Raw genomic sequence first — 14,584 nt, 5'->3', positions numbered from 1 at the left:
TATCACATCGAATGCTAATTTTTCGCAGCAGTCGAGTGGAGGGTGAGAGTACGGTCACCGAGGTTGCCTTCGGCAATGTGGCTGGCATGAAGACCCGCTCCTCGTACGGCCATTTGTCGATCAACGAGGTGGACGAGAACTCCGAGATCGATGAGCTTGTCGAAGTTCCAGAGCATTTGCGGTATCAGTTTCACCGGTTTGTCCTGCTTGACGACGGTCGGCCCGCGGGGTTCGTTCTCTGCGGTTCCTTCCACGTTCGCGAAGTGCCGGCCGGTCCCTGAATCCGGATCCACCGGCCAATAGTCGGCCCAGCGGCCGGGCATGAAGACGGAGATACCCCTCCGACCAGCAAGGAAGTGGCTTGTCTGGGGTCGCATTCAACTGATCTGGAGGGGGACGGGTGCAACACAAAGCCGCTGCTGCCCAGCTGACCTGCGGCGGGGTGCGGGTTGGTGGGGGCAGTGTTGACACCCGCGTGAGCCGCTGGGCGCCGCCGCCATGACAAACCGTCAGCCAGCCCCGGCCCGGCCCTACCCGAGGGCGATCAGAGCGGCCGGTCAATGATGGCCCCGGCGGCCAGCAGTCGGGCCCCCAGGCGCCCCTTGGCGAGGAAGGTGCCGCCGAGTAGGACGCCGGCCTCGTGCATCGGGGAGACCGCGGCGGTGGTGGCCAGCCGCAGGGCGAAAAATGCGAAGAGGATGTGCGGCAGCGGCATCAGCGTGGCCGCACCCAGGATCAGCAGCTGGCACTCCCGCCCGAGTCGGCCGAGCTCAGCCTGGCGGCTGCGTACCAGTGGGCCGAGCAGCACGATCCGGCCGAGATCGTCCACCCAGTTGAGCAGCATCGGGGAGACCGCGAGCGGCCTCACCGTGCGCGGGTGTCTTTGCTCTGTGGCAGTAGCACCTGTTCAGGGTGGCTGGCTCGCATCTGCCCCTGTCTCGACCCGTCGGACAACGCGGGACCTTTTCGAACCGGACAGGAGCTTTCGGGGCAAAACGGCATGAACTGTAGACGCCTAGACGCTTGAGCAGTAACCGCATTTCGGGTTTAAGGCCCGAGAAGGGACTTTTCGGGCAGGCCTCAAATTACCCAAAGCCTGCATATTGGCGACACGAACGTCTTCCCAGGGCAGGTGACGGTGAGCTCCGCGAGAGGGTCGTGTCCTTGGCTCGTATCCTGTCCTGCGTGCTGCTCCCCGCCGATCTCCCGACCCCGTTGCAGGTGCTGGACGACCCCGACTTCGCCCGGGCCGGGGTGGAACTGCGGCTGAAGCGGGACGACTTGGCTCACCCCACCGTCCCCGGCAACAAGTGGCGCAAGCTCGCGCCGAACCTGGAGCACGCGGTGGCCGTCGGCGCGCTGGGGCTGCTGACCTACGGCGGGGCGTACTCCACCCACCTGCGGGCGGTGGCGGCGGCCGCGCAGGCGCTCGGGCTGCCGAGCATCGGGGTGGTGCGCGGTGACGAACTGGCCGCCGCCCCGCGCAACTGGTCGCTGCGGGCGGCGGAGGCGTGCGGGATGGAGCTGCGGTTCGTGGCCCGCTCCGCGTACCGGGCCCTGCTGACCGAACAGCGGCCCCCGGCCCCCGGCTGGCTGGTCCTCCCCGAGGGCGGCTCCAACCCGCTCGCCGTCCGAGGCGCCGCGACCGTCCCCGCCGAGATCCCCGACCTCGGCCCGGCCGACCTGCTGGTCTGCCCGGTCGGCACCGGCGGCACCCTGGCCGGCCTCGCCGCCGGCCTCCCGCCCGGCGCCCGGGCCCTCGGCGTGGCCGTCCTGCGCGGCGAGGGCTACCTGGAACGCGAGGTCGCCGACCTCCACCGGGCCACCTACGCCCACCCGTTCGACAACTGGCGGATCACCCACACCCACCACGGCGGCGGCTACGGCCGGATCACCCCCGAACTCACCGCCTTCGCCGCCGAGTTCGAGCACCGCCACGGCCTGGTCCTGGAACGCCGCTACGTCGCCAAGACCCTGCACGCCGTCCATCACGCGGCCCTCAACCGCCAACTCCCCCCGGGCACCCGCGTGACCGTCCTCGTCACCGGCCTGCCCGACCCGGTCTGACCGCACCAGAGGGGGCGAGGGCGACGGTCCGTCAGCGCACGGCCACCTGCTCGGCGACGCGCTTGCCGGGGCCGGCCGGCTTGATCAGGTAGAGCTCCAGGCGCGGGTCCGGGCGCCCGGCCGCGAGCTCCTTGACCTTGGCGAGGAGCTCGGGGTCGTCGAGGAAGAAGCGGACGGGCTGGGGGGAGGCGGCCGCGTACTCGACGATCTCCTTGGGAGTGCGGGGGTAGAGGCCCCAGGCCCAGGCCTTCCAGGTGCGGCCCTGGTCCTGGCCCAGCACGCTCAACCAGAGGTTGTCCTGGGCGGAGCCCCAGTCGTTGGGCTCGGAGTAGGCGCGGGAACCGGCCAGCGAGATGGTGAGGAGCTGGTCGTGGTCGGGCCGGGCGGCCTCGATCGCGGCGATCCGCTGCGCGATGTCGGTCCGGTCGTAGTCGTTGCGGAGCAGCCCCCGGCCGGCGCTGGTGGCCCAGCCCCCTTCGGCGCCGCGGCCGGGCTGGCCGCTGCTGAGCACGGCGAACACCGCGCAGCCGGTGGCGACCAGGACGGTCGCGCCGGACCGCAGCCGCAGCAGAGCGGGACGAGAGGGACCGGCACCGCGGTGCTCCCCGGCGACCGGGCGGCGGCCGAGCAGCGGCAGCAGTGCGGCGGCGAAGCAGATCAGGCCGACCACCAGGAGCTGGTGCAGCAGCTTCTCGTAGAAGTACGAGGTGCCGCCGGTGCTCTTGAGCTGGTACTCCATCACGACGAACGCGAGCGCCGCGGTCGCGCTGCCCGAGAGCAGGGCGATCCGGCGCGGACGGTTGGCCCGGGAGCCCTTGGACAGCAGCCCGCAGAGGGCGACGGCCACCAGTGGGAACAGCAGGTTGCGGCCGACCGGGACGATCGCGCCCGGGTAGGTCAGCACCTCGGCCTCACCGGCCTGGGCGAGGTTGGCGTACACCGGGAAGAGGGCGAGGGCCCCGGTCGCGGCACCGGTCAGCAGCAGCAGGACCCAGTGGGCGCGCCAGGTGCGCCGGTGCACGGCGGTCCAGGCGAGCACCACGATCCCGGCGGCCGGCAGCAGCAGGTAGTGGCCGAAGGAGATGCCGACGGTCAGGGCACCGAGTACGACGATCTGTTCGCGGGTGCGGGAGAGCGGCCGGATCGCCAGCCCGACCAGGACGGCGAGCAGGCCGAGCGCGAAGATCTCGCTGAGGAAGCCGCGGACCTGCATCTGCGGGAGTTCGAGGACGAGCAGCAGGGCGGCGGTCGGAAGGAGCAGCACGAGGCTGCGCCAGCCGCGCAGGGCGGGGCCGGCGGCCCGGTGCACGGCCCAGAGGACGGCCACCCCGAGCCCGGCCGTGACCAGGCTGTTGAGCAGTGCGAACAGGGCGAGTTCGGCGATCGAGCCGCTCGGCACGGTCCCACCGGTCAGGAAGGTGGTGACGGTGGCCAGCGTCAGGTGGCTGCCCTGCGGGTACGTGGCCATGCCGGTCTGCAGGGAGGTGGCCGCGTCGCCCTGGTGCAGGGAGGCGAGCCCGCCGATGCGCAGCAGGGTGTCGTAGAGCGCCGCGTGCCGCCCGAGGTCCTCGGCCGGGATCACGGTGGCGATCCGGCCGACGTCGGTGAGGCGCAGCAGCGGGTAGAGGAAGAAGGCGACGGTCAGCCCACCGGTCAGCAGCAGCGGGTGGTCCCGGACGGGGACCAGTCGGCGGACCGCGGTGCCGAACGACGGCCTGGATGCGGTGGGTTCGGGCCGGTGGACCGCCCGGATCGCGATCAGCAGGACGGCGGTGGCTTCGGCGAGCGCCACCGGGTGCAGGCCCCAGGGCCAGCGGCTGGCCAGGATCCCGAGTGCGCAGGTCCAGCCGATCAGCGCGGTACCGGAGATCATCAGGCGGTCGAACGCGGTGGCGCGGGACCGGATCAGCGCGGCTGCCGCGACCCAGAGGACGAGGAAGGTGAGCAGATCCGCCGAGACCAGGTGGGCGAGCGGCGGCAGTGCCAGCAGGACGGCCGCGAAGCGGAGCAGCGCCGGCTCCGGGCGTCGGCCGCCGAATCTCCGGCGGCCGGTGGTGTCCGTGGCGGTCTCCGGTATGGAGGCGCTCGAGACCGTAGTGAGTGTCGATGTCGACACGATTCCCCCGCAAGTTGTTCGACCGGTTCCGGAAGGAACCGGCCCCCCGTGCGGAGATGTTCCGCCACCCCAAGTGTGATTCATGCCCTGCGGCGCGGGGGAACCGGGGTGCTTCGCACCGGACCTTCACCCGTCGGGCGGCGCCGGCGGCCCGGCTAACCGAACGTCAGGTTGGAGCAGAGGTCGGAGTCGGCCGTGCGGGTGTTCTCGGCGATGCCGGTGGGGACGCCGGTGCCCGAAGGGGTCGGGGTGGTGGTGCCGGCCGGGGTGGCGGGGGCGAGGTCGCGGCCGAGGGTGACGGTGAGTCCGGTGGCGGCGGAGCCGGGGACGAGTTCGGCGGTGGGGAAGAAGCGGGCCAGCGCCTCGGCCGCGTCGAGCTGGGCCTTGGGGAAGGTGATCAGCGTGGTGCGGCGGGTGCTGGTGGGGGTGGGGCCGACGGTGATGTCGGTGTAGCCCTGGGCCTTGAGGGTCTCGCCGGTGCGGGTGGCCAGGTCCGCGGTGCGGGTGGCGTTCAGCAGCACCACGGGGGTGGTGACGGCGGGGATCGAGGGGGTCTCCGAGGGGGCCGCGGTCACCTGGCCGGTCGACTGGCCGTCGAGGGTGCGGTCCTGGCGGAGCAGGTCCCAGAGCCGGTCGACGTCGGGGTGGACCAGGGCCACCCGGTCGCCCTGGTAGCGCCAGGGGACGGTGACGAACTCGATGTCGGCGAGCTTGATGTCCTGCAGCGACTGGGCGAAGTCGACCAGCTTCATCGGTGTGCCGAGCCCGGGGTCGACGGTCAGCGACTTGCTCGCGGCGTCGGCGAGCGGGAGCAGGGTGGTCAGGTTGAAGCCCTGGTCCTGCACCTTCTTGATGAGCGAGGAGAGGAAGGCCTGCTGGCGCTTGATCCGCCCGATGTCGGAGCCGTCGCCGAAGCCGTGCCTGGCCCGGACGTAGTCCAGCGCGAGCTGCCCGGCCAGGGTCTGCCGGCCCTTCTCCAGGTGTATGCCGTAGGAGTCGACGGCGTTGGGCACGCAGACGTCGACGCCCTTGACCGCCTCGGTCATCGCGGCGAAGCCCTTGAAGTCGACCACGATGGTGTGGTCGATCCGCAGACCGGTGAGGTTCTCGACCGTGTTCTGCGAGCAGGCGGGGTTGCCCTGCTCGAACTCGCCCACGGTGAAGGCGGAGTTGAACATCTGGTTGGTGCGCGGGGTGGTCCACCGGCCGTCGGCCAGCTTGCAGGCCGGGACGGTGACCAGGGTGTCGCGGGGTATCGAGACCGCGACGGCGTGCCGGCGGTCGCCGTAGACGTGCAGCACGATCGCGGTGTCGGAGTGCCCGACGCCCTCGTCGCCGCCGCCGAGGTCGCCGTTGCCGTCGTTGCGGGTGTCCGAGCCGAGCAGCAGGACGTTGACCGGCAGGCCGCCGCCGACCTTGGCGGGGGTGGGCACCGGGGGCCGGCTGGTGGCGATGCCGCCGGCGTCGAAGGTGGTGATGTTGCCGTCGAGGCGGTGGTAGAACCACGCCCCGGTGCCTGCGGTGGCCAGTACCAGGACAGCTGCCGTCGCACCGGCGAACTTGGCCAGCCGCTTCCGACGGGAGGCAGGCCGGATCTTCGGGTCGCTCATGATGGTGTCAGGCGCTCTCTGCTGCGGCCGCTCGGCGGATTCCGTCGGTCTGCGGGGGCTCTGCTGGGCCCTCGTTATTTAGACGGTCCGGCGGGTCGGTCGGTTACACGAAAGCGCAATCTAACAAGGAACGTCCGTGCAGGATCAGTCGCCCCCCTGTGAAGGAGGCGTGCCCGGGTGCCGCGCGGTCGGAGCTCCGCGGCCGGAACCCCGGGTGCTCAGGCCCCCGCGTCGTCCGGCCCGGCGTGCCGCAGGATCCGGCTGAGCAGGTCGCGCAGCTGGGTGCGCTCCTCCTCGTTCAGGGCGGCGAGCGGCTCGCGGGCGAAGTTGAGCGACTCGCGGAGCTCCTCGGAGGCGGCGCCGCCGGAGTCGGTGGCGGCGACCAGCTTGACCCGGCGGTCCTGCGGGTCGGCCTCGCGGGTGACGAAGCCGCGGCCCTCCAGGCGGTCGACGATGCCGGTGATGTTGGACGGCTCGCAGCTCAGGGTCTGGGCGATGTGGCGCATCGGCATCGGGCCGCGCCGCAGCAGGGCGAGCACCTTGGCCTGGGCACCGGTGAGCGATCGGGCGGCGGCGGCCTCCTCGTACTCGCGGTGGAAGAGCGCGACCAGACCGGCCATCAGGTCCACGACCTCGCGGGTGATGGCATCGGTGGGCGCAGCGGCGTCCTGGGCGGGCTTGGTCTCCATGCATCCAGTCTAACTGAATATTTGACAAGGTGAACCTTTCATGCCCACGATTGCTTCAGTAGGTCAACCTTTCAGGTGGCTCAGCGCGACGAGGAGTACAGCCATGGCAGAGCAGGCAACCCCCACCACCGGCCGCGAGTGGCAGCTGGCCGCCCGTCCCGACGGTTGGCCGAAGCCCGCCGACTTCGCGCTGGTCGAGGCGCCGGTCCGGCAGCCCGGCCCGGGGCAGATCCTGGTCCGCAACGAGTACCTCTCGGTCGACCCCTACATGCGCGGCCGGATGAACGACGTGAAGTCGTACGTCCCGCCGTTCCAGCTCGACCGGGTCATGGACGGCGGCGCGGTCGGCTACGTGGTCGCCTCCGAGGCCGAGGGCTTCGAGGTCGGCGACGCGGTGCTGCACGGGCTCGGCTGGCGCGAGTACGCCACCTTCGACGCCAAGCACGCGGTCAAGGTGGACGCCCAACTCGCCCCGCTCTCCTACTACCTGGGCGTGCTCGGGATGCCGGGCATGACCGCGTACGCGGGCCTGCTGGAGGTGGCGGGCTTCCAGGAGGGCGACACCGTCTTCGTCTCCGGCGCGGCCGGCGCGGTCGGTTCGCTGGTCGGCCAGATCGCCAGGCTCAAGGGTGCCAAGCGCGTGGTCGGCTCGGCCGGTTCGGCGCAGAAGGTGGCCACCCTGGTGGACGGCTATGGCTTCGACGCGGCCTTCAACTACAAGGACGCCCCGGTCCGCGAGCAGCTCGCGGCCGCCGCCCCGGACGGCATCGACGTCTACTTCGACAACGTCGGCGGTGACCACCTGGAGGCCGCGATCGGTGCGCTCAACGTGCACGGCCGGGTCACCCTGTGCGGCGCCATCGCGCAGTACAACGACACCACCGCCCCGGCCGGTCCGCGCAACCTGGCGCTGGCGATCGGCAAGCGGCTCCGCCTGCAGGGCATGCTGGTCAACGACCACGCCGCGCTCCAGGGGCAGTTCGTCCAGGAGATGGCGGGCTGGCTGAGCAGCGGCGAACTGCGCTACGACGAGACCGTGGTGGACGGCGTGGAGAACACCGCCGAGGCCTTCATCGGCCTGCTCGGCGGTGCCAACACCGGCAAGATGGTGGTCCGCCTCACCCACTGAGCACACGGCGACCGCCGCCCCGCCGCCCCCGCCCTTCCGGCGGGGGCGGTTTGGGTACGGGCGCGTGCGCGGCGGCGTGCGGCCCCGATCCGACGGACCGTCATACGGCCCTGTGCGCAGGGCGCTACGGTGGGACCGACCAGGATGGGGCCGTTCGGGGGAGAGATCCTGACGAGGGGTAGACCTCGGGGTGGATCGGGCTAGCATGGGGTGAAAGCTGTCCGTTTTGCTCAACTTAATTACCTATATGTCGAATAAGTTGAGCGCGGCGGGGGCAGGACCGGAAAGACGAGTACCGGAAAGACAGCAGCACCAACCAGTAACGACAGAGCACGACGGAGACGGCGCAGACCGGCGACGGGCACGAGGCAGCTGGGGAAGGCGACCCTCGTCCACAGCCTGGAGGTCCCGGTGACGACACGTGGAGTCCTGTACATCCACTCCGCGCCCCGCGCGCTGTGCCAGCACGTCGAGTGGGCGGTGGCAGGCGTGCTCGGCGCACGGATCAGTCTCGACTGGATCCGTCAGCCCGCCGCGCCCGGCCACTGGCGGGCGGAGCTCTCCTGGCAGGGGGAGCCCGGCATCGCCTCGCGGCTGGCATCCGCCCTGCGCGGCTGGCAGTTGATCCGCTTCGAGGTCACCAGCGAGCCGACCACGAGCACCGAGGGCGAGCGCTACAGCTCCACCCCCGCGCTCGGCATCTTCCACGCCGTCACCGGCATCCACGGCGACATCCTGATCCCCGAGGACCGGCTGCGCGCCGTCCTGCTCCGGGCCAGGAACGAGGGCACCGACCTGGAGGCCGACCTGGCCAGGCTGCTCGGCAAGCCTTGGGACGACGAGTTGGAGCCGTTCCGCTACGCGGGCGAGGGCGCCCCGGTGCGCTGGCTGCACCAGGTGGTCTGACCGGGCCAGGAGCACGGCAGCACGGCCGCAGAACGCCGGAAGCCCGGTGCACGGACGGATCCGTGCACCGGGCTTCCGGTATGACCGACGGTCAGAGGCTGCGGAAGGCCAGCACCACGTTGTGGCCGCCGAAGCCGAACGAGTTGTTCAGCGCGGCGATCCGGCCCTCGGGGAGCTTGCGCGGCTCGCCCACCACGATGTCGGCGTCGACCTCGGGGTCGGCGTCGTCCAGGTTGATGGTCGGCGGGGCCAGCCGGTGGTGCAGGGCCAGCACGGTGGCGACGGTCTCGATGCCGCCGGCGCCGCCGAGCAGGTGGCCCGTCATCGACTTGGTGGCCGAGACGGCGACGTGGTCGAGGTGCTCGCCGAGCTCCTTGCGGAGCGCCTTGAGCTCGGCGACGTCACCCTGCGGGGTCGAGGTGGCGTGCGCGTTGACGTGCACGATGTCGGCCTTGTCGAGGTCGTTCTGCTCGAACAGCTGGGCGATCGCGCGGGCCACGCCGGAGCCGGTCGGCTCGGGCTGGGCGATGTGGTGGGCGTCGGAGGAGAGACCCTGGCCGACCGCCTCGCAGTAGACCCGGGCGCCGCGGGCCGCGGCGTGGTCGGCCGACTCCAGCACCACGACGCCGGCGCCCTCGCCGAGCACGAAGCCGTCCCGGGCCTTGTCGTACGGACGGGAGGCCTGCTGCGGGTTCTCGTTGTTCTTCGACATCGCCATCATGTTGGCGAAGGCGACGATGGGCAGCGGGTGGATCGCCGCCTCGGTGCCGCCGGCCACCACGACGTCGGCGCGGCCGGTACGGATCATCTCGATCGCGTAGCCGATCGCCTCGGCGCCGGAGGCACAGGCGGAGACGGGGGTGTGCACGCCGGCGCGGGCGCCGACCTCCAGGCCGACGTTGGCCGCCGGGGAGTTCGGCATCAGCATCGGGACGGTGTGCGGGGAGACCTTGCGGACGCCCTTGTCCTTCAGCACGTCGTACTGGTCGAGCAGGGTGGTCACGCCGCCGATGCCGGAGGCGATGACCGCGCCCAGCCGCTCGGGGGCGAGCTTGGAGGACTCGTCGGTGGCGGGGGTCTCGTAGCCCGCGTCGGCCCAGGCCTCGCGGGCCGCGATCAGCGCGAACTGCGCCGAGCGGTCCAGCTTGCGGGCCAGCGGGCGGGGCAGGATCTCGCCCGGCTCGACGGCGGTGCGCGCCGCGATCCGGACGGGGAGGTCGGCGGCCCACTCCTCGGTCAGCACTGCCACACCGGAACGGCCTTCCATCAGGCCCTCCCAGAACGAGGCGGCGGTGCCGCCCAGCGGCGTGAAGGCGCCGATACCCGTGACGACCACGGTGCGGTTTTCAGCGGTCACTGGTTTCTTCTTCTCTCACGTGTGGCAGGTGGCGGCGGTGCCGGGGTGGGGTGACCGGGCGGCCGGGGTGGGTACCCCGGCCGCCCGGGCGGTCAGTGGTGAAACCGACCGTGGGTCAGGCGGCGGCGTTCGCGAGGATGTAGTCCACGGCGTCGCCGACGGTCTTGAGGTTCTTGACCTCGTCGTCCGGGATCTTCACGTCGAAGCGCTCCTCGGCGGCCACGACGACCTCGACCATGGAGAGCGAGTCGACGTCGAGGTCATCGGTGAAGGACTTGTCGAGCTCGACGTCCTCGGCCGGGATGCCGGCGATCTCGTTGACGATCTCGGCGAGACCGGACAGAACCTCGTCCTTGGTAGCCATACTGGCTGCTCCTCATTCGGTGTTGACAGCGACCGCCCGGCGGACGTTCGCAGGTATTCGGATGTAGGCGACCTGACGGTGCGTGGGCGCCTAGGGGAGAGTAACGACTGCTGCGGCGTAGACCAGACCCGCCCCGAAGCCGATGATCAGCGCGAGGTCGCCGCTGCGGGCCTCCCCGCTCTCCAGCATGCGCTCCATGGCCAGCGGGATGGAGGCCGCGGAGGTGTTGCCGGTCTCGGCGATGTCGCGGGCGACCGGCACGGTGGCCGGCAGCTTGAGGGCCTTGATCATGGCGTCGGTGATGCGCATGTTGGCCTGGTGCGGGATGAAGGCGCCGAGCTGGTCGGCGGTGATCCCGGCGGCGTCCAGCGCCTGCTGGGCCACCTTGGCCATCTCCCAGACCGCCCAGCGGAAGACCGACTGGCCCTCCATCCGCAGGGCGGGCCACTTGATCTCCTCGCCCGTCCCGTTGACCGCGTCCTGCTTGGCGAACGCGGTGTCCCAGGCCTGGGTCTGCGAGATGACGTCCTTCTGCGAACCGTCCGAACCCCAGATCACCTTGCCGATGCCGGGAGTGTCGGACGGACCGACGATGGCGGCGCCCGCGCCGTCACCGAAGATGAAAGCGGTCGAACGGTCCGAGGTGTCGGTCAGGTCGCTGAGCCGCTCGACGCCGATCACCAGCACGTACCCGGCGCTGCCGCCGCGCACCATGCCGTCGGCCAGGCTCAGGCCGTAGCCGAAGCCGGCACAGGCGGCCGAGATGTCGAAGGCGGGCGCGGTGCCGCAGCCGAGCCGCTCGGCGATCTCGGTGGCGATCGCCGGGGTCTGCTTGAGGTGGGAGACGGTGGCCACGATCACGCCGCCGATCTGCTCCGGGCTGATCCCGGCCATCGCGATGGCCTTGCCGGCGGCCTGCACCGACATCTCGGCGACGCTCTCCTCCGGGCCGGCCCAGCGGCGCTCGGTGATCCCGCTGCGGGAGCGGATCCACTCGTCCGAGGAGTCGATCCAGTTCAGGACCTCGGAGTTGGGGATCACCCGCACCGGGCGGTAGCCGCCGACGCCGTGGATGCGCGAGAACGCGGCACCGGTGGACGGCTGGATCTGAGGTGATGTCATGCGTCCTGCTCCTGCCCGCCGTGCTCCTCGATCAGCGCACGCGCCTTGTCGAGGTCGGCCGGGGTCTTGAGGGCCAGCGTCGCGACACCCTTGACGTTGCGCTTGACCAGGTTGGTGAGGGTACCGGCCGGGGAGAGCTCGATGACGGCGGTGGCACCGAGCTGCTGCAGGGTTTCCATGCAGAGGTCCCAGCGGACCGGGTTGGACACCTGGGAGACCAGGCGGTCCAGCACTTCGGTACCAGACTGTACGACCTCACCGTCCTTGTTGGACAGGTACGGCACCTTCGGGTCATGCACCGTCAGGGTCGGGGCCAGCTTGGCCAGCCGCTCCACGCCGGGGGCCATGTGCTCGGTGTGGAACGCACCGGCCACCTTCAGCGGGATCACCCGCGAGCCCGCCGGCGGGTCGGCCTTCAGGGCCGCCAGCTGGTCCAGGGTGCCGGCCGCGACCAGCTGGCCGCCGCCGTTGTTGTTGGCCGCGGTCAGGCCGTGCTCGGCCAGTTTCGCGGCGACGGTCTCCGGGTCGCCGCCCAGCAGGGCGGCCATCCCGGTCGCGGTGACGGCGGCGGCGTCGGCCATCGCCAGGCTGCGCTCGCGGACGAAGGCGAGCGCGTCCTCCACGCTCAGCACCCCGGCCAGCGCGGCGGCGGTGATCTCACCGACGCTGTGCCCGGCGACCGCGCCGAACGGGCCGCCGGTCGGGGCACCGAACAGCTCGGTGGCGGTGAGCAGGCCCGCGGCGACCAGCAGCGGCTGGGCGACGGCGGTGTCCTTGATCTCCTCCTCCGAGCCCTCGGTGCCGAACCGGACCAGATCCAGCCCGGCCACGTCGGACCAGGCCCGCAGCCGGTCGGCAGCGCCGTCCAGCTCAAGCCAGGGGTTGAGGAATCCGGGGGTCTGGGCACCCTGTCCAGGGGCGACGATTACGAGCACGGTTCAACCCTCTCTCGCCAGGCACCCGGGGGCGGGTAGGCGACGGTAACGAAGAAAAGCACGCCGGATTGTGGAATCCCTACAGCGTGTCAGCCATGGTTGGCGGCCGATCCGAGTCGGCCCAGGGCCAGTGCGATCCGCAGTGTGAAGGCCGAACGCACGTCGGAGGGAGCATAGCCGGTGACATCGGTCACACGTCGAAGCCGGTAGCGCACGGTGTTTGGGTGGACGAAGAGCATCCGGGCGGCGCCCTCCAGTGAGGAGGCCTGTTCCAGATAGACACTCAACGTCTCCAGCAGTGCCGACCCGGCCTCGTCCAGCGGTGTGTAGATCTCCTCCACCAACTGCTGCCGGGCCGCCTGGTCCCCGGCCAGCGCCCGCTCGGGCAGCAGGTCGTCCGCCAGCACCGGGCGCGGAGCGTCCGGCCAGGCCGCGCAGGCCTTCAGCCCGGCTGCCGCCGCGTGCGCGGAGCGGGTGGCCGAGAGCAGGTCGCCGACCGTCGGGCCGACCACCACCGGGCCGGGCGCGAACTGCCCGATCAGCGCCCGGGCGGCGTGCACCGGCTCCTTGTCACCGCCGACCACCACCACCAGCCGCTTGCCCAGCACCCCGGTCAGCACGTGCAGCTTGGCGTATCTGGCGGCCCGTCGGATCGCCTCCACCACCAGCTCGCTGTCGCCGTCCGGGGCACTGCCCATCACCACCCGGACCTGGCTCGGCTGGCCCCAGCCGAGCGCGGCCGCGCGGGACAGCACGCCTTCGTCCGCGTCGCCGGAGAGCAGGGAGTTGACCACCAGCGCCTCCAGCCGGGCGTCCCAGGCGCCGCGCGCCTCGGCCGCCTGGGCGTACACCTGTGCGGTGGCGAAGGCGATCTCCCGGGCGTAGACCAGCACCGACTCCCGCATGCCCGCCTCGTCGCCGGGCGCGGCGACCTCCTCGATCGCCTCCTCCATCACCTCGATCGTGGTGCGGATCAGCTCGACGGTCTGACGGAGCGTGATGGCCCTGGTCAGCTCGCGCGGGGCGGTGCCGAAGACGTCGGTGGAGATCGCCTGCGGCGCGTCCGGGTGCCGGTACCACTCGGTGAACGCGGCGATACCGGCCTGGGCGACCAGGCCGATCCAGGACCGGTGCTCCGGCGGCATCCGCCGGTACCAGCCCAACTGGTCGTCCATCCGCGCGATCGCGGCGGTGGCCAGCTTCCCCGAGGACTTCTCCAGCCGCTTGAGGGTGGCAGCCCTCAGCTCGGCCCGTTCGGTGGCGAGCTTCCGCTCCTGCGCGGTCAGCCGGCCGCCCCGTCGGGGCTTCGGCTGCTCGGCGGACGGGGCGGTCTGCTCGGCCGCGGACTTCTTGTCGGAACTCGCTGAAGCGGATGGCACAGGGACAAGACTGCCTCACGCACGGCACGCCTCGTACCCGCCCCCGCCGATCGACCCGGTGGCCCATGTCACACAGGCTCCCCGGACTCGCACCGCACCGGTACTACGGTGGCACCGTGACCGATGCCGCCACCCGCCCCCGCGCCGACCTGCGCCGGGCCCCCGAACGCTATCTCTCGACCCCCGATCCGGGCATCGAGACCCGGCACGCCTTCTCCTTCTCCGGGCACTACGACCCGAGGAACGTCCACTTCGGCGCCCTGCTGGCGGTCAACGAGGAGACGCTGGCGCCCGGGGCCGGCTACGACGAGCACCGGCACCGGGACACCGAGATCCTCACCTGGGTGCTGTCCGGCGCCCTGGCCCACCGGGACGGCTCCGGCCACGCCGGGGTGGTCCGCCCCGGCATGGTGCAGTGGCAGAGCGCCGGCTCCGGGATCACCCATACGGAGCGCAACGTCGGCGGCGCGACCGAGCCGGTCCGGTTCGTGCAGATGTGGCTCCAGCCGGACGTCTTCGACGCCGCCCCGGCCTACGGCCTGCGGCGGGTCGACCGGGCGGCGGACGGGCTGACCCTGCTCGCCTCCGGGCTGGAGCGGGACGCCGGGTCGGAGGCCCTGCGGCTGCGGCGCAGCGACGCCGCGCTCTGGCTGGTCACGGCCGGCCCCTGGGAGCCGCTGCCGGAACTGCCCGAAGCCCCGTACCGCTACGTGCACCTGACGGAGGGTTCGCTCGGCTACCGCACCGTCCCGGGCCCGCAGGGCGGCGGCCGCTCGATGGAGCCCGGCGACAGCGTCCGGGCCACCGGCGACGCCTTCGCCGACCCCACGGCGGGGGCGGACGGCGTCGAGCTGCTGCTCTGGGAGATGCACTCGCCGGTCGCCTACGGCTGAGCCCGGGAACGGCGAAA

Annotated in this window: 14 protein-coding genes; 4 read left to right on the top strand and 10 right to left on the bottom strand. The window is 71.7% G+C overall.

Going from position 1 to position 14,584, the window contains the following annotated elements; translation table 11 throughout:
* Nucleotides 1–14: 14 nt before the first annotated feature.
* Nucleotides 15–323 (bottom strand): hypothetical protein, encoded by a 309-nt coding sequence (locus ABT118_RS13940; RefSeq protein ID WP_350668116.1) that lies wholly within the window; start codon nucleotides 321–323, stop codon nucleotides 15–17.
* A gap of 221 nt (nucleotides 324–544) precedes the next feature.
* The gene (locus tag ABT118_RS13935) at nucleotides 545–868 is read right to left on the bottom strand and encodes a hypothetical protein (RefSeq protein ID WP_350668113.1); all 324 of its coding nucleotides are present in this window, start codon (nucleotides 866–868) and stop codon (nucleotides 545–547) included.
* Between the two features lie 296 nt (nucleotides 869–1,164).
* Between ABT118_RS13935 and ABT118_RS13930 the strand changes: the two genes are divergently transcribed.
* Complete coding sequence (locus tag ABT118_RS13930) at nucleotides 1,165–2,067, top strand: 1-aminocyclopropane-1-carboxylate deaminase/D-cysteine desulfhydrase (RefSeq protein WP_350668109.1); 903 nt, start codon at nucleotides 1,165–1,167, stop codon at nucleotides 2,065–2,067.
* 31 nt (nucleotides 2,068–2,098) lie between these two features.
* Here ABT118_RS13930 and ABT118_RS13925 read toward each other — a convergent pair whose 3' ends face one another.
* The 3 genes from ABT118_RS13925 to ABT118_RS13915 all read right to left on the bottom strand — a co-directional run bounded on the left by ABT118_RS13925 (nucleotide 2,099) and on the right by ABT118_RS13915 (nucleotide 6,482).
* Entirely contained in the window at nucleotides 2,099–4,183 is a 2,085-nt protein-coding gene (locus ABT118_RS13925; protein WP_350668106.1) for a hypothetical protein, read from the bottom strand.
* Nucleotides 4,184–4,338: 155 nt separating this feature from the next.
* Nucleotides 4,339–5,793 (bottom strand): LCP family protein, encoded by a 1,455-nt coding sequence (locus ABT118_RS13920; RefSeq protein ID WP_350668103.1) that lies wholly within the window; start codon nucleotides 5,791–5,793, stop codon nucleotides 4,339–4,341.
* A gap of 218 nt (nucleotides 5,794–6,011) precedes the next feature.
* Nucleotides 6,012–6,482 (bottom strand): MarR family winged helix-turn-helix transcriptional regulator, encoded by a 471-nt coding sequence (locus ABT118_RS13915; RefSeq protein ID WP_350668096.1) that lies wholly within the window; start codon nucleotides 6,480–6,482, stop codon nucleotides 6,012–6,014.
* A 103-nt stretch (nucleotides 6,483–6,585) separates the two neighbouring features.
* Between ABT118_RS13915 and ABT118_RS13910 the strand changes: the two genes are divergently transcribed.
* Both ABT118_RS13910 and ABT118_RS13905 read left to right on the top strand, forming a co-directional pair.
* Entirely contained in the window at nucleotides 6,586–7,611 is a 1,026-nt protein-coding gene (locus tag ABT118_RS13910; protein WP_350668091.1) for an NADP-dependent oxidoreductase, read from the top strand.
* 411 nt (nucleotides 7,612–8,022) lie between these two features.
* The gene (locus ABT118_RS13905; protein ID WP_350668088.1) at nucleotides 8,023–8,517 is read left to right on the top strand and encodes a DUF3145 domain-containing protein; all 495 of its coding nucleotides are present in this window, start codon (nucleotides 8,023–8,025) and stop codon (nucleotides 8,515–8,517) included.
* A gap of 91 nt (nucleotides 8,518–8,608) precedes the next feature.
* Here ABT118_RS13905 and fabF read toward each other — a convergent pair whose 3' ends face one another.
* The 5 genes from fabF to ABT118_RS13880 all read right to left on the bottom strand — a co-directional run bounded on the left by fabF (nucleotide 8,609) and on the right by ABT118_RS13880 (nucleotide 13,581).
* Nucleotides 8,609–9,874: a beta-ketoacyl-ACP synthase II gene (fabF, locus tag ABT118_RS13900; protein WP_350668084.1), complete on the bottom strand. Its 1,266-nt coding sequence runs from the start codon at nucleotides 9,872–9,874 to the stop codon at nucleotides 8,609–8,611.
* 115 nt (nucleotides 9,875–9,989) lie between these two features.
* Nucleotides 9,990–10,238 carry an acyl carrier protein gene (locus tag ABT118_RS13895; RefSeq protein ID WP_350668078.1) on the bottom strand — a complete coding sequence of 83 codons (249 nt, stop codon included), beginning with the start codon at nucleotides 10,236–10,238 and terminating at the stop codon, nucleotides 9,990–9,992.
* A 90-nt stretch (nucleotides 10,239–10,328) separates the two neighbouring features.
* Nucleotides 10,329–11,360 carry a beta-ketoacyl-ACP synthase III gene (locus tag ABT118_RS13890; protein ID WP_350668070.1) on the bottom strand — a complete coding sequence of 344 codons (1,032 nt, stop codon included), beginning with the start codon at nucleotides 11,358–11,360 and terminating at the stop codon, nucleotides 10,329–10,331.
* The gene (locus tag ABT118_RS13885) at nucleotides 11,357–12,295 is read right to left on the bottom strand and encodes an ACP S-malonyltransferase (protein WP_350668062.1); all 939 of its coding nucleotides are present in this window, start codon (nucleotides 12,293–12,295) and stop codon (nucleotides 11,357–11,359) included. The genes ABT118_RS13890 and ABT118_RS13885 overlap by 4 nt, the downstream gene beginning before the upstream one ends.
* Nucleotides 12,296–12,384: 89 nt before the next feature.
* Nucleotides 12,385–13,581, bottom strand: coding sequence for a PucR family transcriptional regulator (locus ABT118_RS13880; RefSeq protein WP_350668567.1), 1,197 nt, complete (start codon nucleotides 13,579–13,581; stop codon nucleotides 12,385–12,387).
* A gap of 209 nt (nucleotides 13,582–13,790) precedes the next feature.
* On the opposite strand from ABT118_RS13880, the gene ABT118_RS13875 reads away from it, so the two are divergent.
* The gene (locus ABT118_RS13875) at nucleotides 13,791–14,567 is read left to right on the top strand and encodes a pirin family protein (protein ID WP_350668054.1); all 777 of its coding nucleotides are present in this window, start codon (nucleotides 13,791–13,793) and stop codon (nucleotides 14,565–14,567) included.
* Nucleotides 14,568–14,584 lie beyond the last annotated feature (17 nt).

Origin of the sequence: Kitasatospora sp. NPDC002040 (assembly GCF_040296785.1) — a bacterium.
GTDB lineage: Bacteria > Actinomycetota > Actinomycetes > Streptomycetales > Streptomycetaceae > Kitasatospora.
The sequence above is the reverse complement of the archived record's forward strand: the minus strand, read 5'-3'. Positions and strand labels throughout refer to the sequence as shown.